Genomic DNA, 20,837 nt, shown 5'->3' with positions numbered 1-20,837 from the left:
CTCAATCAATCCCACTCCAGGCCGCCGCGGCGCCAGACGTAGGCATAGGCGACGAAAGCGGTGAGGACGAACAGCAGCATTTCGACGAGACCGAAGAGGCCGAGGGAGTCGAAGCTGACCGCCCACGGATAGAGGAAGACGATCTCGATGTCGAAGACGATGAAGAGCATCGCCGTCAGGTAGTACTTGATCGGGAAACGCCCGCCGCCGGCCGGCTGCGGGGTCGGCTCGATGCCGCATTCGTACGCGTCGAGCTTGGCCCGGTTGTAGCGCTTCGGGCCGGTGAGCGACGCCATGATCACGGAGAAGATCGCGAACCCCGCGGCGAGGCCGCCGAGCACGAGGATGGGCGCGTACGCGTTCACCGTCCTCCGCTCCTTCCAGTCGGCGTTGACTGACGTGACGGACGTTTACCGACATGGGCGTTTCCGTCCCATGACGGACCGGTAGGGACCGATGACGCCCCAGATGCGACACGAAGATCGCACCCATGTGAGGCAGTTCACAAGCCCGAACCGCCTGCATCCTATGCCCCCCGGTCTGTGATCTGCGACACGGGCGACGCCAACGCCTTTGTGATCTTTGCCACCTGACGAAGGATCATGCAGTCGGATGAGCGGAGATCTTCATACTCGAAGCACTCGGATGATCACCAGACGTCATTTCCGTTCACATCCGGGCCGGTCGCCACGGCTGTCTCATTATCAACTCATCGCAGGCCACGCAAACTTGGCAAGAGGTAGGCACACGTGATATAGCGCATCGGGCGTACGGCGGCTCGTACAACTGCCGCCACCTGACCGGGTGAAGTCGCCACCGTGCGACTGACCTTGGGCGAACGCCACGTGAACGCGCTCACGAGCGGGCGGAGTCAACGCCTCCGCTTCACCTCGTCGCGCCCCGGGAAAATCCGCGTACCGCCGTGCGGAACAAGATCGGAAAAGGGCGATGGCGACGGGTCCCCGCCAACTGTGGCGCATCTTACGTTTTTTGTACGCAACCAAGATTTGCTGATAGCCATATCTGCCATGTCCCCAACGCAGACCCCGACCGCCGAGGCGAGTACCGCGATACGCACCCGGCGGCATGCCCGACATATGCCGCCGAGCTGGGTGAGACGAGCCGGTGTCGCCGGCGGCGTGATCGGCGCCGTCGCCCTGACCGGTGCCGCCTCCCCGGCCCAGGCCGCCGGTGCCCGTGACAACGGCACCAACGAGGTCACCCAGACCCTCGACCTGTCCGAGCTCCGTGCCGCCGACGCCACCGCTCAGGCCGTCGTCACGTACCAGCTCCAGGCCGAGCACGACCAGGCCGCCACCGAGGCGGAGCGCACCGCCGAGCAGCGCAAGGCGAGCGACGAGGCCGCCCGGGCCGCCGCCGCCAAGGCCGCCGAGGCCAAGCAGGCCGCCGCCCGCGCCGAGTCCCAGGCCGCCTCCCGCTCCGCCGAGCGCACCTCGCTGGGGCTCGCCTCCACCGACGCCCCCGCCCCTCCGCCGGCGGCAGCGTCGCGAGCGTCATCAGCTTCCTCCAGGCCCAGCTCGGCAAGGCCTACGTGATGGGCGCCACCGGCCCCACCGCCTACGACTGCTCCGGCCTCGTCCAGGCCGCCTTCCGGACCATCGGCGTGGACCTCCCGCGGGTCTCCGAGGACCAGTCCACCGCGGGCACCCAGGTCTCCCTCGACGCCCTCCAGCCCGGCGACATCCTCTACTGGGGCGGCGCCGGCAGCGCCTACCACGTCGCCGTCTACGTCGGCGGCGGCAACTTCATCGGCGCCCAGAACCCGAGCAGCGGCGTCGTCGAGCGCCCGCTGTCCTACTCCCAGCCCACCGGCGCGGTCCGCGTCGCCTGAGCCCCCCACGCGTGAACGGCCGCCGTCCCGGCAGGGATGGCGGCCGTTCGCATCCGGTACGGGCGGGGGTCGGTTCAGCCCGCCCGGTCGAACCCCCCGGACTTGATCTCCTTGAGCAAGGCAGCGAGCCCGGCCGCGTCGGCGGTGAGGACAGTCGTGGGGTTGTCGCTCTCGCGGAGGTGAACGGTGCCGGATCGGCCTGCGGCCAGCTCTACGCATTCCCCCGAGCCGCTGCCTCCGCTGAAGCTCGACTTCTGCCAGGTCAGCGTCATGACGATCCTCCGAAAGTTCCGTTCGGGCGGAATCATCCGAACGTGCCGGATTTGATCTCCTTGAGCAAGGCAGCGAGCCCGGCCGCGTCCGCGGTGAGCACGGTCGTGGGGTCGTCGCTCTCACGGAGGTGGACGGTACCGGATCGGCCCGCGGCCAGCTCTACGCAGTCAGGAGTACCTTGGCCATTACTGAAGGACGACTTCTGCCAGGTCAGTTCGGACACGTGCGGCCTTTCACAGTGTGTAGAGCATGTGCTGGACGAACCCCAGGGAATCACGCCTTGAGTACGCACCGATATCGGTCTTCGGGTCGAGCGGTGGCAATGCACTCTGTCGCAGATTGTCGAAGTCCTCGTTGTACCGGGTGAGTTGATGTGGCTCTGTGAGGAACAGCGTCGCGGCGGGACTCTCCAAGTGGATCGTACCGAGTTGAGGAACCGCCGGTTCGTAGATGCTGAACTGCGACTCCGACGCCAGGGCAAGGCGTTCCCGAAACGGGATGATCTGGATGTTCACGTGCGGCAGCTGGGCCAGCTCCAGCAGGTGCTCGATCTGTCGGACGAGCACGTCCCGACCCACGCCGGTCATGTGGAGAGCGGCCTCGTGAACCACCGCGTAATACTGCGGCGGCTCCTCCTCAAGCAAGAGCCGCCCACGCCGTAGGCGGAACTCCACACCGCGCTCGATGTAATGCCGGTCCGCCTCGGGAACCCCGATCTCGAACAGCGCCCGCATGTACTCCTCGGTTTGCAACAACCCAGGGACGTAGATCAGGGTGAACGTCTTGATCACCTCGGCCGAGGCTTCCAGCTCCGCGAAATCGAGCGTCGTGGGCGCCAACGTGTCGCGGAACTCCGTCCACCAGCCCTTCCCGGTGGACTGGGCCATCTCCACCAGGGCGTCAACAAGCTCAGGACTTTTGCAACCGTAGGCGTGAGCCAGCAGGCGCAGTTTCTCTTCCGGGATCGCGGTGCGGCCCATCTCGATGTGGCTCATGTGTGCGCGACCGAGCCCGGCGAGGGCGCCCGCGTCCGTGGCGGACATGCCGCTGGTCTCGCGGAGCCTGCGCAGCTCGGCGCCCAAACGTCGTTGCCGTTGCGTCGGGTTGGCCCTCAGCCCCATGGCATACGCCTCCTTGGATCAGGCGCAGTCTGCCGGGCGGACGGGGCCGCGGTCCACTCGTTGGGAGCAAGCCTGCCGGTGAGGTTGCAAGTGCTATCGCCGCGTGCGTCCGTCATCTCCACCTGACCGAGCGTCACCACATCCCGCGCCGGAGGCGATCCCCCATGCCCGCAACGGAGTTCTCCCTGGTCTTCCCGCCCGACCCGGCCTGGGTGCGGGCGGCACGGCACGCCGTGACGACGATGCTGACCACCGCGCGGCGGGAGGAGTTGGCGGACACCGCCGCGTTGCTGACCTCGGAGGCGGTGACAAACGCGGTCAACGCGTGCCGGGCGAGCGGGTGCGGGACGCCGATCACGTTGTTCGGCGAGTGGGTGGACCGCAGGCTGCGGGTGCTGGTGCACGACGAGGCGCGGGGGATGCCGCAAGCCCGCACGCCCGGGCCGGAGGCCGAATCGGGGCGCGGGCTCGCGTTGATCCACGGGTGCGCCACGGAGTGGGGGGTGTGCCGGTACGGAGCGGGACGCGGGAAGACGGTGTGGTTCGAGTACGCCGCCGGGTGACGGGGTCAGCCCTGCTGGACCGAGGTGATGCTCAGCGAGTGGACGCCCGGGCCCGCGCAGTGCTGGGTCTTCCACGGCAGGAAGAGCGCGGCCTTCTGGTTCGGCGGGTAGATCCGCAGGCCCTCGGCCGCCGAGAGCTGGCACTCCTTCGGGTCGTAGCCGCCGACACCGTTGGCGTCGTGCAGCGTGGCCACCGCGGTGCCGTGCGGGGGCAGGGTGACGGTGCGGACGTCGCCACCGGTGCGCTGGGCCGGGTTGCCGGACTGGACGCCGCCGCCCTTGACGTAGGAGACCCCCGGGAAGCCGGTCAGGGTGCAGGTGGTGCCGGAGACGTTGGTGAAGACCAGCTTGGAGTAGTACTGGCCGGCGCCCACGCTCGCGTCCCGCTGGGCCACCCGTAGCCGGCTCGTCGCACACGGCCCGATGGCCCCGCTGCGCCCCTCGGTCTGCGCGTGGACGCCGGAGGACGCGGCGGAGGATCCGGAGGTGCCGGAGGACGCCGGGGCGGACGAGGACCCGGGGGCCGAGGAGCCGGACGACCCGGGCACCGACGCCCCCGAGGACGCCGTGGTCCCCGTGGAGCACGCGGTGAGCGCCAGCCCCGCGGCCACCATCGCGGCAGCCGCCACAGAACGCCGGGCGTTACGGGTACGCATGATGCCTCTCCTCCGTACGGTCGCTACGGTCGCTCACTGTCCCCTTCCATCGACCGTGCGCCATGACCATGCGCTTGTCATCCCCCGTTACGGTGCTGTGGCAGAACCCGGCCGACTCCGGGACATCCGCCGGTACGCGTACCCGTACCGCACACCCGTACGCGGCGTGATCCGGCCACCGGGGCGGAGCACGCCGCGTGGGTGCGGGCGGGGCGGGGTCAGGCCCTCGGGGCCACCTTGCTCAGGCCGTTGATGATGCGGTCCATCGCGTCGCCGCCGGTCGGGTCGGTCAGGTTGGCCAGCAGCTTGAGGGTGAAACGCATCAGCACCGGGTGGGTCAGACCGCGGTGGGCGGCCAGCTTCATGATCTTCGGGTTGCTGATGAGCTGCACGAAGGCGCGGCCCAGCGTGTAGTAGCCGCCGTAGGTGTCCTTGAGCACCCGCGGGTAGCGCTGGAGCGCCAGCTCACGGCCGGCCTCGGTGGCCCGGGAGTGGGCCTGCACGATGACGTCGGCGGCGATCTGGCCGGATTCCATCGCGTAGGCGATGCCCTCGCCGTTGAAGGGGTTGACGAGGCCGCCGGCGTCGCCCACCAGCAGCAGGCCGCGGGTGTAGTGCGGCTGGCGGTTGAAGGCCATCGGCAGCGCGGCGCCACGGATCGGGCAGGTCATGTTCTCCGGGGTGTAACCCCACTCCTCCGGCATCGAGGCGCACCACGCCTTGAGCACCTCGCGCCAGTCCAGCTCCTTGAAGGCCGGCGAGGAGTTGAGCACGCCCAGGCCCACGTTGGAGGTGCCGTCGCCCATGCCGAAGACCCAGCCGTAACCGGGCAGCAGCTTCTCCTGCCCGCCGCGCCGGTCCCACAGCTCCAGCCACGACTCCAGGTAGTCGTCGTCGTGGCGCGGGGAGGTGAAGTAGGTGCGCACCGCGACGCCCATCGGCCGGTCCTCGCGCCGGTGGAGCCCCATCGCCAGCGACAGCCGGGTGGAGTTGCCGTCCGCCGCGACCACCAGCGGGGCGTGGAAGGTGACCGGGGTCTTCTCCTCGCCCAGCTTGGCCTCCACCCCGGTGATCCGCCCGGTGCGCGGGTCGGTCAGCGGCGCCGAGACGTTGCACCGCTCGTACAGCCGGGCGCCGGCCTTCTGCGCCTGCCGGGCCAGCTGCTCGTCGAAGTCGTCGCGCTTGCGCACCAGCCCGTAGTCGGGGAACGAGGCCAGCTCCGGCCAGTCGAGCTGGAGCCGCATCCCGCCGGCGATGATCCGCAGGCCCTTGTTGCGCAGCCAGCCGGCCTCCTCGGAGACGTCGATGCCCATCTGCACCAGCTGCTTGGTCGCCCGCGGGGTGAGGCCGTCGCCGCACACCTTCTCGCGCGGGAACGCGGTCTTCTCCAGCAGCAGGACGTCGAGTCCGGCCTTGGCCAGGTAGTAGGCGGTGGTCGAGCCGGCCGGACCGGCCCCGACCACGATCACGTCAGCGCTGCGCTCCGACGCTGCGGTGGTCTCGCTCACGGTCGGGTTCTTCCCTTCATCGGCGGTCGGCCGGCCCCACGGCCGGCCGCTGAGTGACTGTCTCGGCTGCCCGGTGCCCGCGGGCCCGCGGTCAGCCCCGCGGCCGGACGGCGCGGTGCAGCGCCACCACGCCACCGGTCAGATTGCGCCAGGCAACCTTCTCCCAGCCGACCCGGGCCATCAGGGCGGCCAGCCCCGGCTGGTCCGGCCAGGCGCGGATGGACTCGGCGAGGTAGACGTAGGCGTCCGGGTTGCTGCTGACCGCGGTGGCCACCGGCGGCAGGGCGCGCATCAGGTACTCGGTGTAGACGGTACGGAACGGGCGCCAGGTCGGGCGGCTGAACTCGCAGACGACCACCCGGCCGCCGGGCCTGGTCACCCGCAGCATCTCGGCCAGCGCCGCCTCGGTGTCCTGGACGTTGCGCAGCCCGAAGGAGATGGTGACCGCGTCGAACACGCCGTCCCGGAACGGCAGCCGGGTGGCGTCGCCCGCGGTGAGCGGCAGACCGGGGTGGCGCCGCTTGCCCTCGCGCAGCATCCCGACGGAGAAGTCGCACGGCACGACGGCCGCCCCGGCGTCCAGGAACGGCAGCGACGAGGTGCCGGTGCCGGCCGCCAGGTCGAGCACCCGCTCGCCCGGACGCGCCTGCACCGCCTTGGCGACCGCCTTGCGCCACAGCCTCGCCTGGCCCAGCGAGAGCACGTCGTTGGTGAGGTCGTACTTGGCGGCCACGTCGTCGAACATGGCGGCGACGTCCGACGGCTGCTTGTCCAGGGAGGCTCGGGTCACGGATCCAATATGTCACTACCCGGGCAACGCCCTGCTCCGGGGGGACGCCGTCGGTCAGACGCGCCGGAACGCCAGCCGCCCGCCGAGCACGGTGGCCACGCAGGCGCCGGGCACCACCTCGGCGAAGGCGGCCAGATCGGCCCGGGCGCCGGGCGCCAGCACCCCGGCCGCGGCCTGCTCCAGCGCCGCCGGGTCCAGCGGGTCCAGCGCCGGCCGCCCCTCCGGCTCCTCGCCGCGGGCCACCACCGTCAGCCCCGAACGCGCCACCGCCAGCCGGACGGTGGCCCGGGCGAAGGGTCCGGCCACCGCGGTCGCGCCGTGCCGCAGCATCCGTTGCAGCCCGCGCCGGGCGCTCGCCCCCCACCGCGCGTCGGTCAAGTCGAGGGCGGCAAAAGCGGCGCCGGTGAGCGGCTCGGTGCCCAACTCCCCGGCCTCGCGCGGATCCGGGTGGTAGGCGCCCTCCAGCAGCTCGGGCCCGTACCGGTTGACCAGTCCCGGGGTGAGCGCGCCGGGCCAGCGGCGCACCCGGGCCGCCGGCCACTTGGCCGCGACCTCGCCGAACGGGCCGACGGCGGTGATCCGGTCGCCGTCCACCGCCACCGCGCCGTCGGCCAACGGCTCCCGGCCGCCGAGCGGCACCACCAGCGGCGCCGCGTGGATCGTCAGCAACCGGCGTCCTACTGGGCGTCGATGAGCTTGAGTTCGGGGTGCGCCATCCCCGCGTCGATGGCGGTGGAGGACAGGTGGGAGACCACGTGGTCGTCGACCGGGTCGTTGGCCGGGTCGTCGTGGACGACCAGGTGCTCGTAGGTGGTCGAGCGCTGCGCCGGGACGCGGCCGGCGGTACGGATCAGGTGCAGCAGCTCCATCCGGTTGGACCGGTGGCGCGCGCCGGCCGAGGAGACCACGTTCTCCTCCAGCATCACCGACCCCAGGTCGTCCGCCCCGTAGTGCAGCGACAGCTGGCCGGCCTCCTTGCCCACCGTCAGCCACGACCCCTGGATGTGCGCGACGTTGTCCAGGAAGAGCCGCGCCACCGCGATCATCCGCAGGTACTCGAAGACCGTCGCCTGCGTCCGCCCCCGCAGGTGGTTGTTCTCCGGCTGGTAGGTGTACGGGATGAAGGCCCGGAACCCCCCGGTGCGGTCCTGCACCTCACGGATCATCCGCAGGTGCTCGATCCGCTCCGCGTTGGTCTCCCCGGTGCCCATCAGCATCGTGGAGGTGGATTCCAGACCCAGCCGGTGCGCGGTCTCCATGATCTCCAGCCACCGCTCGCCGGACTCCTTCAGCGGCGCGATCGCCTTGCGCGGACGCTCCGGCAGCAGCTCCGCCCCCGCCCCCGCGAACGAGTCCAGCCCGGCCGCCTTCAGCCGCGTGATCGCCTCCTCGACGCCCACCTTGGAGATCCGCGCCATGTGCTCCACCTCGGAAGCGCCCAGCGAATGGATGACCAACTGCGGGAAGGCCGCCTTGATCGCCGCGAAGTGCTCCTCGTAGTACTCCACCCCGTAGTCGGGGTGGTGACCGCCCTGGAACATGATCTGCGTGCCGCCCAGCTCCACCGTCTCGGCACACCGCCGCAGGATGTCGTCCAGATCCCGCGTCCACCCCTTGTCGGTGTCCTTCGGCGCCGCGTAGAACGCGCAGAACCGGCACGCCGTCACACACACGTTGGTGTAGTTGATGTTCCGCTCGATGATGTACGTGGCGATGTGCTCCACGCCGGCGTAACGCCGCCGGCGGGCCGCGTCCGCCGCCGCGCCCAGCGCGTGCAACGGCGCGGAACGGTACAGGTCGAGCGCTTCTTCCGGGGAGATCCGCCCCCCGCCGGCAGCGCGGTCGAGGACGGATCGCAGCACGGCGTTGTCGGGCACCGGGGGTCCCTTCCGGAGGGGTTCGCGTCGGACCAGCCCAGCGTACGCCAGCCCCTCGTACCGCTTTCGTCCGCCGTCCCGGCGAGCGCCGACGCGAATCCCGTACAGGATCCGCGAAAGATCGGCACATCCGGAATCCGCCGTGCGTTCCGGCGCCGGTGACCTGGGTTCCCGCCGTGCCGGGGGCGGATTCCGATCGTGTACCGAACAAGTCGTTGACCCCGCACGGCCCGCCACACCACCAGGCGGGCGCGATACGTTGAGGCATCACGGCGAACGGCCCCGCGCCGCCCGGTTCCACCGGCGGCGGGCCTCCCGGAACCACCGGCGGGTGGATCCGGCGACACCGTGGCAACGGGAGAAGAACGCAAGGCACGGGAGGGTCAGTGAACCGGACGCCGGGATGGGGCCGGAACGACGCGGGCGGCGCCGCGGGCGCGGGCGGCGGGACCGGACCCGGCGGGGCGGCCGGTCCGGGTCCCCACGCCGGTCCGGGCGGCGCGAGCTACGGCGGCAACGGCGGCTTCGGCCGACCGGGCGGCAGCCTCGGCGCGGGCGTCGGCACCGGCGGGGGCGGCAGCCTGGGCGCCGGCGGCAACTTCGCGGGCGGCGGCTACGGCTACCCCGCCCCGGGCAGCGACCCCGGCTACGGGGTAGGCGGTTACGGCTACCCCGGCCCCGCCCACTCCGGCACCCCCGCGTACGGCGTACCGGGCGCCGGTACCGAGGCGGCGCCCCCCGCGCCCGCCGCGACCTCCTCCGGGGGCGGGGTCTTCAGCCCCATCCCCACCGACACCGACACCCCGCACCACGTGGAGACCCCGCACGGCTACCAGTTGCTGCGCCGGGCCGGCACCGGACGCCACAGCACCGTGCTGCTCTGCCGCGAGGAGGCCACCGGGCAGGAGGTCGCCGTCAAGCTGCTCCACCTGACCGTGGCCGAGGAGGGCGCCCGGCTGGCCACCCACGCCGAACTGCTGTCGGCCGGCGCCGCCGCCAACCACCCGTGCTCGGTGCTGGTGGAGGACGCCGGGTTCACCGGGGAGCACCGCCCGTACCTCATCCAGCAGTTCTGCCGGGGCGGCAACGCCCAGGCCAAGCTGGTCAACTCCGGCCCGTTCCCGGTGGAGGAGGTGCTCGTCATCGGGGTGCGCCTCGCCCTGGCGCTGGCCTCCTCGCACCGGCGCGGCGTGCTCCACCTGGACGTGCGCCCGGCCAACGTGCTCTTCGACGACGCCGGGGACGCGCTCCTGGCCGACCACGGCGTGGCCCGGGTGGTGCAGCGCTCGGCCCCGCAGATCGGCGCCATCTTCGACCCGATGTACTCCTCGCGCGAGCTGTTCGGCTGGGAGAAGCCGGGTCCGGCCGCCGACGTCTACAGCCTGGGCGCCACGCTGTACGCGCTCCTCAACGGCCTGCCCGCGTACGCCGAGGCGGGCAGCACCTCGTGGGCGGCGCTCTACAACGAGGTGCTCCGCGGCGAACTGCCGCGTCCCAACCGGCCGGACGCCCCCGAGCCGCTGCTCGACCTGATCCGCCGCATGATGTCGGTCAACCCCGAGGGGCGCCCGCCGCTCAGCGAGGTGCACCGGGTGCTGCGGATGCTGCTGCCGCCCGGGCTCGCCGGACGGGTGCCCGCGCTGGAGCCGGAGCCCGCCCCCGAACCGATGCTCCCCGGCTGGGACCCGGCCGACGACGTCACCCCCGAGGAGCAGGCCGAGGCGGCCCGGCTCGGCGCCGAGGCCCAGGCCGCCGAGAAGCGGCGCAACCGGCGCAAGCTGATCGCGGCCGGCACCGCGGTCGTGGTCTTCGCCGGGGCGGCCACCACCATGACGCTGCTGCTGCGCAAGGACGAGGCCAAGAAGAAGACGGTGGCCGGCCCCTCCGCCTCCGCCGCCCCCTCGGCGTCCGCGTCCGCCTCCTCCGGCGGCGGTTCCATCAACCTGCCCGGCGGGGTCGCCCCCTCCGCCCAGGAGGTCGCCCCCGACAAGCTGCCCGCGCTGATGCCGCAGGCGGTGACGGAGGACGCGAGCGGCGGCAAGGTGCGGGTGAGCTGGAAGGCGCCGAAGAACCCGGACACGGTGACCACCTACTTCGTCCAGGCGTCCGCCGGCGAGAAGCAGGTGGGGCTGGCGCAGGCGCCCAAGGGGCAGACCCAGGTGGTCTTCACCAACCCCGAGGCGGTCAAGCCCGGCGTCTGCTACACGGTGGCCTCGGTGATCGCGCTGAGCAACGGTCAGATCGGCTACGCCCCGGCCAAGACGATCTGCCGCCCGCACGGCTGACGACGTCCACACGGCTGACGGAACGAAGCGGGGCCGGGGGTGATCCCCCGGCCCCGCTCCTCGTCCGTGCCCCGGTCCGGAAGACCCCGCGTCAGCGGCGCCGGACCGTCGGGCGCCGGATCAGATGCCCCGCGCGAGCTGGTCGTCCGCGTCGGCGAACGCCTGGGCGGCGTTCTCCAGGAACTTCGCCATGCCCTCCAGGCCCTGGATGGTCTGCGTCGCACCGTGGTTGAACTCGGTGTAGGACTGCTCGAACTGCTTCGACGAGCGGTCGGTGACGTAGCCGTTGCTCACCAGGTTGTCGATGTACTTCTTCATGTCCTGGAGCTTGTGCTCGATCTCGTGCTGACCGTTCACCAGGTGCTTCGCAGCATCCCGCATGTCCTGGTACGTGACGTTTACGTTCGCTCCCATACCGGCATACCTCTCAAGTCACGCCTCAGGGCCTACCCCCGTGGCTCCTGGTTTCCCAAACGCAGCAGTACGAACTCCCGCGCGAAGCCACAGCTTACGGGCGACGCGACAGCCGTCGCACCCTGCGTTCCCGCCCAGTACCGGCCAATTGCCCACGCTCCGGACGCGATGTTCACGCTTTGCTCACCAGCCCTGCCGGACGCACCGCGACCTGAGCCGCGGCCGTCGGGCATCATGGTGGCCACCGCACGACTCATCACCGCCACGCCAGGGGGACGGCCAGTGGAACTCCAGCTCAGCGTCATCGACCCGGTCCGCGACGACCGAGCGGACGTGCTGGTCCACGCGGATCCGGCGGCGCCGGTCGGCGCGCTCGCGGCGGAGATAGCCCGTCACCTCGGCCACCCGGCCGACCCGGCCACCGGCGCCCCGCCCGCCTTGCACATCAACGGCTTCCGGCTCGACCCCGCGGTCAGCCTGGACGCCTCACCGGTCCGTGACGGCGCGCTGGTCTCGCTGGCCGCCCCCTCCGCCGCCCCGGCCCCGGACGCCCAGGGCACCGTGGAGGTGCGGGTGGCCGGCGGCCCCGACGCGGGCGCGGTGCACCGGCTCGGCCCCGGGGTCGCCGTGATCGGCAGCGGTCCGGAGGCGTGGATCCGGCTGGCCGACCCGGCGCTGCCGGCCTCCGCCGTCGAGGTCGAGGTGGCCATCGGCGGCGGCGTCACCGTCCACCCCGGGGCGGAGGCCGCCGTCACCATGGACGGCGCCCCGCTCACCGGGCCCACCCCGTGGCGGCGGCGCAGCGTGATCGCGGTCGGCCAGAGCCTGCTGGAGCTCCAGCACCCCTCGTTCCCGGACGCCGCGCTCAAGCCGTCCGACGACGGCACCGGGCTCGACTACAACCGGCCGCCGCGGATCACCCCGCCGCCCCGGCCCACCAAGTTCACCCTGCCGGCCAAGCCCAAGCAGTCCGACTCCCGGCCGCTGCCGTGGGTGATGGCGCTGGTGCCGCTGGTCGGCTCGGTCACCATGGCGATGATGATGCATCAGCCGCGCTTCCTGTTCATGGCGCTGCTGTCCCCGATCACCATGATCGCCAACTACGTCAACGACCGGAAGCACGGCAAGACCTCGTTCCGCAAGACGCTCGCGGACTACGAGAAGCACAAGGACTCCATCGAGCGGCAGGCCCGCAAGGCCGTCGCCGCCGAGACCGGCGCCCGCCGCGACGCCTGCCCCGACCCGGCCGAGGTGCTGGTCACCGCGACCGGCCCGGGCCAGCGGCTGTGGGAACGCCGCCGCGCCGACGGCGACTACGGCCTGCTGCGGATGGGCACCGGCACCCTGCCCTCCGAGGTCGAGGTCTCCGACCCCGCGCAGGAGGAGCACAAGCGCACCGCGCCGCGCATGCTGACCGACGTCCCGGTGGCCGTCTCCCTGCCGGCGCACGGGGTGGTCGGCATCGCCGGCCGCGGCGAACTGCCGCGCGCGATAGGCCGCTGGCTGCTCGCCCAGGCCGCCGTCCTGCACTCCCCCGCCGACCTCCAGATCTGCGTGCTCACCGACCCCAGCGGCCGGGAGAGCTGGGAGTGGGTGCGCTGGCTGCCGCACGCCCGGGCCCGGGAGGGCCAGTCGGCGATCTCCCTGATCGGCACCGACTCCGACAGCGTGGCCCGGCGCATCAGCGAACTCCTCGCCCAGGTCACCGCCCGCCAGGACGCCGCCCGCGAGGCCGGGGTCGCCGACAACCAGCGCTGGGGCGGCCCCACCGTCCTCGTCGTCCTCGACGGCTCCCGGCGGCTGCGCGCGCTGCCCGGCCTCACCCAGATCCTGCGTGACGGCCCCCGCGTCGGCATCCATCTGATCTGCCTCGACGCCGACCGCCGCCTGCTGCCCGAGGAGTGCCGGGCGCTGGTCGAGGAGGACTACCACGGGCTGCTCACCGTCGCCGTGGCCGGCCAGGACCAGGTCACCGGGGTCCGCCCGGACTGCGTCACCCCGCGGTGGTGCGAGCAGGTCGCCCGGGCCATCGCGCCCATCCGGGACGTCAGCGGCGACGAGGGCGCGGCGTTGCCGGACGCCTGCCGCCTGCTGGACGTGATCGACCTGGAGCCGCCCACCGCGCAGGCGATCACCGCCCGCTGGTCCATGGGCGGACGCAGCACCACCGCGGTCGTCGGCGCCTCCTTCGACGGCGCCTTCGCCATCGACCTGGTCCGCGACGGCCCGCACGGCCTGGTGGCGGGCACCACCGGTTCCGGCAAGTCGGAACTGCTCCAGACCATCGTGGCCTCGCTGGCGGTCGCCAACCGGCCGGACGCGATGACCTTCGTGCTCGTCGACTACAAGGGCGGCTCGGCGTTCAAGGACTGCGTCAAGCTGCCGCACACCGTCGGCATGGTCACCGACCTCGACACCCACCTCGTCGAACGCGCCCTGGAGTCGCTCGGTGCCGAACTGCGCCGCCGGGAGCACATCCTGGCCGCCGCGGGCACCAAGGACCTGGAGGACTACATCATCGCGATGCGCACCAACCCCGCGCTCGCGCCGATGCCCCGGCTCCTGATCGTCATCGACGAGTTCGCCTCCATGGCGCGGGAGCTGCCCGACTTCGTCACCGGTCTGGTCAACATCGCCCAGCGGGGCCGTTCGCTCGGCATCCACCTGATCCTGGCCACCCAGCGCCCGTCCGGCGTGGTCTCGCCGGAGATCCGGGCCAACACCAACCTGCGGATCGCGCTGCGCGTCACCGACGCCTCGGAGTCCACCGACGTCATCGACGCGCCCGACGCCGGCCACATCGCCAAGTCCACCCCGGGCCGCGCCTACGTGCGCCTGGGCGCCTCCTCGCTGCTGCCGTTCCAGTCCGGCCGGGTCGGTGGCCGCCGTCCGGGACAGGTGGCCACCAAGGCCCCGGCGCCGTTCACCGCCGCGGTGGGGTGGGACGCGCTCGGCCGCCCCGCCCCGGAGCGCCCGGCCGGCCCCAAGACGGACGACGACGACCTGCTGACCGACCTCGCGGTGCTGGTGGACGCCGTCATCGAGGCCAACCAGCAGCTCGCCATTCCGGCCCAGCACAGCCCCTGGCTGCCCGCGCTGCCCGAGTCGCTGACCGTGGACGACCTGGAGCCGCCGCGCCGGCTCTCCCCGGACGGGCTGCTCCCGGCGCCGTACGCGGTCGACGACCTCCCGGCCCAGCAGGCCCGCCGCACCAGCATGATCGAGCTGCCGACCTTCGGCCACATGCTGGTGGCCGGCTCACCGCGCACCGGGCGGTCGCAGACGCTGCGCACCATGGCCGGCTCGCTGGCCCGCGCCAACTCCCCGGCCGATGTGCACATGTACGCGCTCGACTGTGGCAACGGCGCGCTGCTGGCGCTGGGTTCGCTGCCGCACTGCGGCGCGGTGGTCCGGGCCAACGAGACCGACCGCGCGGTGCGGCTGCTCGGCAACCTCTCGGCCGAGGCGCAGCGGCGCATGGCGCTCCTCGGCGAGCGCGGCTTCACCGACATCAACGAGCAGCGCCGGGGCGTGGCCGAGGCCGACCGGCTGCCGCACATCGTGCTCTTCCTGGACCGCTGGGAAGGGTTCATGCCCTCGCTGGGCGAGCTGAACTCCGGCGCGCTGACCGACACGGTCTTCCAGCTGATGCGCGAGGGCGCCTCGGTCGGCATCCACCTGATCATCTCCGGTGACCGTACGGTGCTGCTCGGCCGGATCTCCACGCTGACCGAGAACAAGATGACCTTCCAGCTCAGCGAGGCCTCCGACCTGTCGCTGATCGGCCTCAACCCGCGCAAGGTGCCGGCCCGGATGCCGCCCGGCCGCGGTTTCCGGGCGCAGGGCGCGGTGGAGACGCACGTGGCGCTGCTCACCGACGACCGCAGCGGCCAGGCCCAGTCGGCGGCGCTGGCCACCATCGGCCAGTGGGCCAAGGGGCGCTGGGCCGACGTGCCGCGGGCCCGCCTGCCGTTCCGGGTGGACGTGCTGCCGCAGCGGATCAGCTTCGAGGAGGCGTGGGACCTGCGCGACGGCTCCGCCCCCGAGACGCACAGCCCGCTGTGGGCGATGACCGCGGTCGGCGGCGACCAGCTGCTCGCCCTCGGCCCGGACCTGGCGGCCGGCAGCCCGGCGTTCGTGATCGCCGGCCCGCCGCGCTCCGGGCGCAGCACCACGCTGCTGACCATGACCCGCTCGCTGCTGTCCATGGGCACCCAGGTGATCCTGGCCGCCCCGCGCCGCCAGTCGCCGCTGCGCAAGCTCAAGCACGCCCCCGGGGTGATCGGCTACTTCGCCGACGAGGACATCCCGGCCGCCGGGATGCAGGAGGTGCTCGACCGGGTGCAGGGGCCGGCGGTGATCCTGGTGGACGACGCCGAGCTGCTGCGCCAGTGCGACGCCGGTGACGTCCTCGCCTCGGTGGTGCGCCGCTCCACCGGCAAGGACGTGGGCATCGTGATCGCCGGTGACGCCGAGGACATCTGCGGCGGCTTCTCCGGCTGGCAGGTGGAGATCCGCAAGGCCCGCCGTGGTCTGCTGCTCTCCCCGCAGAACCTGTCGGACGCCGACCTGATCGGGGTGCGCCTCCAGCGCGGCTCGGTGGGCAACCCGGTCGTCCCCGGCCGCGGCCTGCTCCACCTGGGCGACGGTGAGGTACGGACCGTCCAGGTGCCGCTGACGTCGCTGTGACGCGGTGCGCGCGGCGGGTCCGGACGGCCCGCCGCGCGCACGGTGGCGGAACGGTTACCCCAGGTGTCCGTCGGGGCGGTACAGCTCCACGGCGACGTCCGGCGGGAAGCCGGTGGTGGGGCCGACCCGGCGGGCGAACTCGGCGATGCCCGCGAGCTGGGACCCGCCCAGCGAGAAGTCGAGCGTGGTGAAGTAGCGCTCCAGCGTCTCGGCGTCGAAGGTCTCCCAGCGGGCGGCCTGCTCGGCGGCCTTGGCGACCTCCTCCAGGGAGAGGTCGCGGGAGGCGAGGAACGCCTTGTGCACCTCGTGGACGGTGTCCGGGCGGGCGGCGAGGAAGTCGCGGCGGGCCGCCCAGACGGCGAAGACGAACGGCAGCCCGGTCCACCGCTTCCACATCTCGCCCAGGTCGTGGACGGCCAGGCCGAGCCGGGGGCCGTCGTGCAGCCGGGCGCGCAGCGCCGCGTCACCGATGAGCACGGCCGCCCGCGCCTCCTGCATCATCACCCCGAGGTCCGGGGGGCAGGTGTAGTAGTCCGGTCGCACCCCGTACTCCTCGGCGAGCAGCAGTTGCGCGAGGCGCACCGAGGTGCGCGAGGTGGAGCCGAGCGCCACGCGTTCGCCGTCCAGCCGGTCCAGCGGGAGCTGGCTGACGATCACGCACGACATCACCGGCCCGTCGCAGCCCACCGCGATGTCCGGCAGGGCGACCAGGTCGTCGGCGTTGCGGAGGAATTCCACCAGCGTGATCGGCGAGATGTCCAGGTCGCCGGCGACCAGCCGCTCGCTCAGTTTTTCCGGGGTGTCCTTCGTCAACTCCAGGTCGAGCAACGTCCCTGTTCGGGCGAGGCCCCAGTAGAGGGGGAGGCAGTTGAGGAACTGGATGTGGCCCACCCGGGGGCGGCCCGGCCGGCTGTCCTGGCGGGCTGTAAGCGCAGAATTGTCCACATCAGGAGGCTAGACCCGGCCCGTGGGGATCTTTCCCCGGGGCCGCCGGGCGCCGCCGCGCGGCGTTCGCACGGGGCTCGACACCGGATCTTGAGATCCCTTCCGCTGCCCACCTCCCCGTGCTACGCTCAATCGCAAGTTGCAGTTTGGTTTCCTTGCAGTACAGAGCCTGCGGAGCATGTAACGCCGCAGGCTTTTGTAATTTTCAGACTTCTTTGCAGGTTCTGGAGCAGGGCGACCCTTGGCCCAAGGAGGGCTTTATGGCTACCGGAACCGTGAAGTGGTTCAACGCTGAAAAGGGCTTCGGCTTCATCGCCCAGGACGGCGGTGGCCCCGACGTCTTCGTCCACTACTCCGCGATCAACGCCGCCGGCTTCCGCTCCCTCGAGGAGAACCAGCAGGTGAACTTCGACGTCACCCAGGGTCCGAAGGGCCCGCAGGCGGAGAACGTCACCCCCGTCTGACGGATGTGGCCGGGCGCCTGGCGCCTGGATCGCCGTAGTAACCGAGTTCGCAGTACCCAAGGGGCCCCGCGCGTCATGCGCAGGGGCCCCTGCCTGCGTCCGGCGGGCCGCACGCGGGGCCCGGGCGCGCCGACGGTACGTCAACTCCGCGCGTACAGCGCCTCGATCTCCCGTGCGAAGTCCTCCGCGATCGCCGCCCGCCGCAGTTTGAGCGACGGGGTCAGGTGGCCGCGCTCCTCCGTGAAGTCGACCGGCAGGACGGCGAAGCGGCGGATCGACTCGGCGCGTGAGACAAGGGAGTTGGCGTCGTCCACCGCGTGCTGGAGTTCGGCGAGGAGTTCGGGGTCGGTGACGAGCCGGGCGAGCGGGACCTCGGTCTTCCCGCGCATCCGCCGCCAGTGCGCCAGCCCGTCCGGCTCCAGGGTGAGCAGGGCGGCGACGTAGGGGCGGTTGTCGCCGACCACCATGCACTGGCCGACCAGCGGGTGGGCGCGCAGCCGGTCCTCCAGCGGCGCCGGGGCCACGTTCTTGCCGCCGGCCGTGATGATCAGCTCCTTCTTCCGCCCGGTGATGGTCAGGTAGCCGCCGTCGTCCAGCGCGCCGAGGTCGCCGCTGGGGAACCACTCGCCGTCGAACGCCGGGCGCACCCGGCCGCCCTCCCAGTAGCCGCCGAAGACCTGGCCGCCGCGGAGCAGCACCTCGCCGTCCTCGGCGATCCGCACGGCGGTGCCCGGCATCGGGCGGCCGACCGTGCCGAGGCGGGGGCGCAACGGCGGGGTGACGGTGGCCGCCGCCGTGGTCTCGGTGAGCCCGTACCCCTCGAAGACCTCCACCCCGGCGCCGGCGTAGAAGGCGGCCAGCCTGCGGCCGAGCGGCGAGCCGCCGCAGATGGCGTACCGCACCTTGCCGCCGAGCGCGGCCCGGATGCGCCGGTAGACCAGCGGGTCGTAGAGCGCGTGGCCGGCCCGCAGGGCGAGCGAGGGGCCGGGCCCGGTGCCGTCCCGCCGGGCCAGCAGCGCCTCGCCGTAGGCCCGGGCGACCGCCGCGGCCCGGTCGAAGGAGGCGGCCCGGCCCATCGCCTCCGCGGTGGCCCGGCCGGTGTTGTAGACCTTCTCCAGCACGTACGGGATGGCCACCAGGAACGTCGGCCGGAAGCCGGCGAGGTCGGCCAGCAGGTCCTCGGTGGCGATGCTCGGCGCGTGCCCCAGCCGCACCCGGGCCCGCAGGCAGCCGATGGCGACCATCCGGCCGAGGACGTGCGACAGCGGCAGGAACAGCAGCGTGGAGGCCGGCTCGGTGCTCACCGACCTGAAGACCGGGTGCAGCAGCTCGACGGCGTTGTCCACCTCGGCGAAGAAGTTGCCGTGGGTGAGCACGCACCCCTTGGGCACGCCGGTGGTGCCGGAGGTGTAGACGAGGGTGGCGATGGTGCGCGGGGTGAGCGCGGCCCGCCGCCGGGTCACCTCCTCGTCGTCCACCGCCCGCCCGGCGGTGACGAGTTGCCCGAGCGCCCCGGTGTCGAGCTGCCACACCTCGCGCAGCCCGGGCACCTGTCCGCGCACCGAGGTGACCAGCCGGGTGTGCTCCACGCCCTCGACCACGCAGGCCACGGCGCCGGAGTCGGCCAGGATCCACGCGGTCTGGGCGGCCGAGGAGGTCGGGTAGACCGGGACCGTGATCGCCCCGGCGGCCCAGGCGGCGAAGTCCAGCAGGGTCCACTCGTAGCGGGTACGGGACATGATCGCGAGCCGGTCGCCGGGCTGGATCCCGGCCGTGACCAGCCCCTTGGCCAGCGCCAGCACCTCGTCCCGGAAGGCGGCGGCGGTCACCGGCCGCCACTGGCCCGCGGTGTCCTTGCGGCTCAGCACGGTCTCGTCGGGGGCCTCACGGGCGTTGTCGAACGGTATGTCGGCGAGGCTGCCGGACGCCTCCGGCACCAGGGGCGCCGCGGCGGCCTGGACGACCCGCCCGTTCTCGTAGGTCAACTCCGGTTCTACGGACGTGGGTTGTGGTGGTGGTGACACGACGCGGGACATCGGCGGCTCCAGGGTCGTAGGCGGTGGTGCGGTGCCGGTCGGTGGTGTGTCGGGGCGTGGGGGTACGTCAGGGGCGTTCGAGGATCGCGGTGACGCCCTGGCCGCCCGCCGCGCAGATGGAGATCAGGCCGCGGCCGGGACCTCCGCGTTCGGCGAGCAGGGTGGCCAGGGTGGCGACGATCCGCGCGCCGGTCGCGGCGAACGGGTGGCCGGTGGCCAGCGAGGAGCCGGCCACGTTGAGCCGGGAGCGGTCCACGGTGCCCAGCGGCGCGGGCAGGCCCAGCCGGGTGGCGCAGAACCGCGGGTCCTCCCAGGCCGCCAGGGTCGCCAGCACCTGGGAGGCGAACGCCTCGTGGATCTCGTACAGATCGAAGTCGCGCAGGGTGAGCCCGGCCCGGCGCAGCATCCTGGGCACCGCGTACGCCGGGGCCATCAGCAGCCCCTCCTCGCCGCCGGCGAAGTCCACCGCGGCCGTCCGCGTGTACGTGAGGTACGCCAGCGGTTCCAGGCCGTGCGCGGCGGCCCACTCCTCGCCGGCCAGGAGCACGACGGCGGCGCCGTCGGTCAGCGGGGTGGAGTTGCCCGCGGTCATGGTGGCGTCGGGGGCGTCCAGCCCGAAGACCGGGCGCAGCGCGGCCAGCTTCTCCGGGGTCGAGCCGGGCCGCAGGTTCTGGTCGCGGGCGAGACCGCGGTAGGGGGTGACGAGGGTGTCGAAGAAGCCGCGGTCGTAGGCGGCGGCGAGGTTGCGGTGGCTGGCGGCGGCCAGTTCGTCCTGCTCCCGGCGGCCGATGCCCCAGCGCCGGGCGGTCAGCGCGGCGTGCTCGCCCATGGAGAGCCCGGTACGCGGTTCGGCGTTGCGCGGGATCTCCGGCACCAGGTGGCGCGGGCGCACCCGGGCCAGCAGCCGCGCCCGGGCCGGCCAGGAGGCGGCGCGGCGGGCGGCCAGCAGCAGCCGGCGCAACTCGTCGTTGACGCCGAGCGGCGCGTCGCTGGCGGTGTCGGAACCCCCGGCGATGCCCCAGTCGAGCTGACCCAGGGCGATCTTGTTGGCGACCGCGACGACGCTCTGCAGCCCGGTGCCGCACGCCTGTTGCACGTCGTACGCCGGGGTGGCCGGGTCGAGCGCGCTGCCCAGCACCGTCTCCCTGGCGAGGTTGAAGTCCCGGCTGTGCTTGAGGACGGCGCCGGCCACGAACTCGCCGGGACGGGTGCCGGCCAGCCCGTACCGCTCGATCAGCCCGCCCAGCGCCGCCCCCAGCAACTCCTGGTTGGACGCGGTCGCGAACGGGCCGTCGGAACGGGCGAACGGGACGCGGTTGCCGCCGAGCACCGCGACACGGCCAGCGGTGAGCATGGGCTTCTCC

17 protein-coding genes and 1 pseudogene are annotated in these 20,837 nt (G+C 72.6%); 5 read left to right on the top strand and 13 right to left on the bottom strand.

Annotated elements, in window-relative coordinates:
* Window positions 1-5: 5 nt before the first annotated feature.
* Entirely contained in the window at window positions 6-365 is a 360-nt protein-coding gene (locus SCATT_RS16425) for an NADH-quinone oxidoreductase subunit A (RefSeq protein WP_014144205.1), read from the bottom strand.
* A 732-nt stretch (window positions 366-1,097) separates the two neighbouring features.
* On the opposite strand from SCATT_RS16425, the pseudogene SCATT_RS16420 reads away from it, so the two are divergent.
* Window positions 1,098-1,852, top strand: a pseudogene (locus tag SCATT_RS16420) (C40 family peptidase).
* A gap of 74 nt (window positions 1,853-1,926) precedes the next feature.
* Here SCATT_RS16420 and SCATT_RS16415 read toward each other — a convergent pair.
* Genes SCATT_RS16415 through SCATT_RS16410 form a run of 3 tightly spaced genes read right to left on the bottom strand, consistent with a single transcriptional unit; the run spans window position 1,927 to window position 3,246 of the window.
* Window positions 1,927-2,124, bottom strand: a complete 198-nt coding sequence (locus SCATT_RS16415; protein ID WP_014144203.1) for a DUF397 domain-containing protein — start codon at window positions 2,122-2,124, stop codon at window positions 1,927-1,929.
* A gap of 32 nt (window positions 2,125-2,156) precedes the next feature.
* Window positions 2,157-2,348 (bottom strand): DUF397 domain-containing protein, encoded by a 192-nt coding sequence (locus SCATT_RS36530; protein WP_014628186.1) that lies wholly within the window; start codon window positions 2,346-2,348, stop codon window positions 2,157-2,159.
* A gap of 10 nt (window positions 2,349-2,358) precedes the next feature.
* Window positions 2,359-3,246 (bottom strand): helix-turn-helix domain-containing protein, encoded by an 888-nt coding sequence (locus tag SCATT_RS16410; RefSeq protein WP_014144202.1) that lies wholly within the window; start codon window positions 3,244-3,246, stop codon window positions 2,359-2,361.
* Window positions 3,247-3,410: 164 nt separating this feature from the next.
* Between SCATT_RS16410 and SCATT_RS16405 the strand changes: the two genes are divergently transcribed.
* Entirely contained in the window at window positions 3,411-3,809 is a 399-nt protein-coding gene (locus tag SCATT_RS16405; RefSeq protein WP_014144201.1) for an ATP-binding protein, read from the top strand.
* Window positions 3,810-3,814: 5 nt separating this feature from the next.
* Here SCATT_RS16405 and SCATT_RS39025 read toward each other — a convergent pair whose 3' ends face one another.
* The 5 genes from SCATT_RS39025 to mqnC all read right to left on the bottom strand — a co-directional run bounded on the left by SCATT_RS39025 (window position 3,815) and on the right by mqnC (window position 8,640).
* Window positions 3,815-4,465 (bottom strand): DUF4232 domain-containing protein, encoded by a 651-nt coding sequence (locus SCATT_RS39025; RefSeq protein WP_014144200.1) that lies wholly within the window; start codon window positions 4,463-4,465, stop codon window positions 3,815-3,817.
* 218 nt (window positions 4,466-4,683) lie between these two features.
* Complete coding sequence (locus SCATT_RS16395; RefSeq protein ID WP_014144198.1) at window positions 4,684-5,973, bottom strand: geranylgeranyl reductase family protein; 1,290 nt, start codon at window positions 5,971-5,973, stop codon at window positions 4,684-4,686.
* A 91-nt stretch (window positions 5,974-6,064) separates the two neighbouring features.
* The gene (locus SCATT_RS16390) at window positions 6,065-6,763 is read right to left on the bottom strand and encodes a demethylmenaquinone methyltransferase (protein ID WP_014144197.1); all 699 of its coding nucleotides are present in this window, start codon (window positions 6,761-6,763) and stop codon (window positions 6,065-6,067) included.
* Window positions 6,764-6,817: 54 nt separating this feature from the next.
* Entirely contained in the window at window positions 6,818-7,432 is a 615-nt protein-coding gene (locus tag SCATT_RS16385; protein ID WP_014144196.1) for an amidohydrolase family protein, read from the bottom strand.
* An 8-nt stretch (window positions 7,433-7,440) separates the two neighbouring features.
* Window positions 7,441-8,640, bottom strand: coding sequence for a cyclic dehypoxanthinyl futalosine synthase (mqnC, locus tag SCATT_RS16380; RefSeq protein WP_014144195.1), 1,200 nt, complete (start codon window positions 8,638-8,640; stop codon window positions 7,441-7,443).
* 386 nt (window positions 8,641-9,026) lie between these two features.
* Here mqnC and SCATT_RS16375 point away from each other — a divergent pair, with 386 nt between their 5' ends.
* Window positions 9,027-10,925 carry a serine/threonine-protein kinase gene (locus SCATT_RS16375; protein ID WP_014144194.1) on the top strand — a complete coding sequence of 633 codons (1,899 nt, stop codon included), beginning with the start codon at window positions 9,027-9,029 and terminating at the stop codon, window positions 10,923-10,925.
* A 120-nt stretch (window positions 10,926-11,045) separates the two neighbouring features.
* Here the strand turns inward: SCATT_RS16375 and SCATT_RS16370 are convergent, their stop codons facing one another.
* A complete protein-coding gene (locus tag SCATT_RS16370; protein ID WP_014144193.1) occupies window positions 11,046-11,339 on the bottom strand; it encodes a WXG100 family type VII secretion target in 294 nt (97 codons plus the stop codon).
* 282 nt (window positions 11,340-11,621) lie between these two features.
* Between SCATT_RS16370 and SCATT_RS16365 the strand changes: the two genes are divergently transcribed.
* Complete coding sequence (locus SCATT_RS16365; RefSeq protein WP_014144192.1) at window positions 11,622-16,028, top strand: FtsK/SpoIIIE domain-containing protein; 4,407 nt, start codon at window positions 11,622-11,624, stop codon at window positions 16,026-16,028.
* 54 nt (window positions 16,029-16,082) lie between these two features.
* Here the strand turns inward: SCATT_RS16365 and SCATT_RS16360 are convergent, their stop codons facing one another.
* On the bottom strand, window positions 16,083-16,973 hold the full coding sequence (locus SCATT_RS16360) for a menaquinone biosynthetic enzyme MqnA/MqnD family protein (RefSeq protein ID WP_041824799.1): 891 nt from the start codon (window positions 16,971-16,973) through the stop codon (window positions 16,083-16,085).
* Window positions 16,974-17,233: 260 nt separating this feature from the next.
* Here SCATT_RS16360 and SCATT_RS16355 point away from each other — a divergent pair, with 260 nt between their 5' ends.
* The gene (locus SCATT_RS16355) at window positions 17,234-17,437 is read left to right on the top strand and encodes a cold-shock protein (protein ID WP_014144190.1); all 204 of its coding nucleotides are present in this window, start codon (window positions 17,234-17,236) and stop codon (window positions 17,435-17,437) included.
* Between the two features lie 140 nt (window positions 17,438-17,577).
* Here the strand turns inward: SCATT_RS16355 and SCATT_RS16350 are convergent, their stop codons facing one another.
* On the bottom strand, window positions 17,578-19,473 hold the full coding sequence (locus SCATT_RS16350) for an AMP-dependent synthetase/ligase (protein ID WP_014628183.1): 1,896 nt from the start codon (window positions 19,471-19,473) through the stop codon (window positions 17,578-17,580).
* Window positions 19,474-19,540: 67 nt separating this feature from the next.
* The gene (locus SCATT_RS16345) at window positions 19,541-20,827 is read right to left on the bottom strand and encodes an acetyl-CoA C-acetyltransferase (protein ID WP_014144188.1); all 1,287 of its coding nucleotides are present in this window, start codon (window positions 20,825-20,827) and stop codon (window positions 19,541-19,543) included.
* Window positions 20,828-20,837: the final 10 nt, after the last annotated feature.

This window comes from Streptantibioticus cattleyicolor NRRL 8057 = DSM 46488 (assembly GCF_000240165.1).
Lineage (GTDB): Bacteria > Actinomycetota > Actinomycetes > Streptomycetales > Streptomycetaceae > Streptantibioticus > Streptantibioticus cattleyicolor.
Note: the sequence above shows the minus strand (reverse complement) of the source record. Positions and strands in the feature narration are given on the sequence as shown.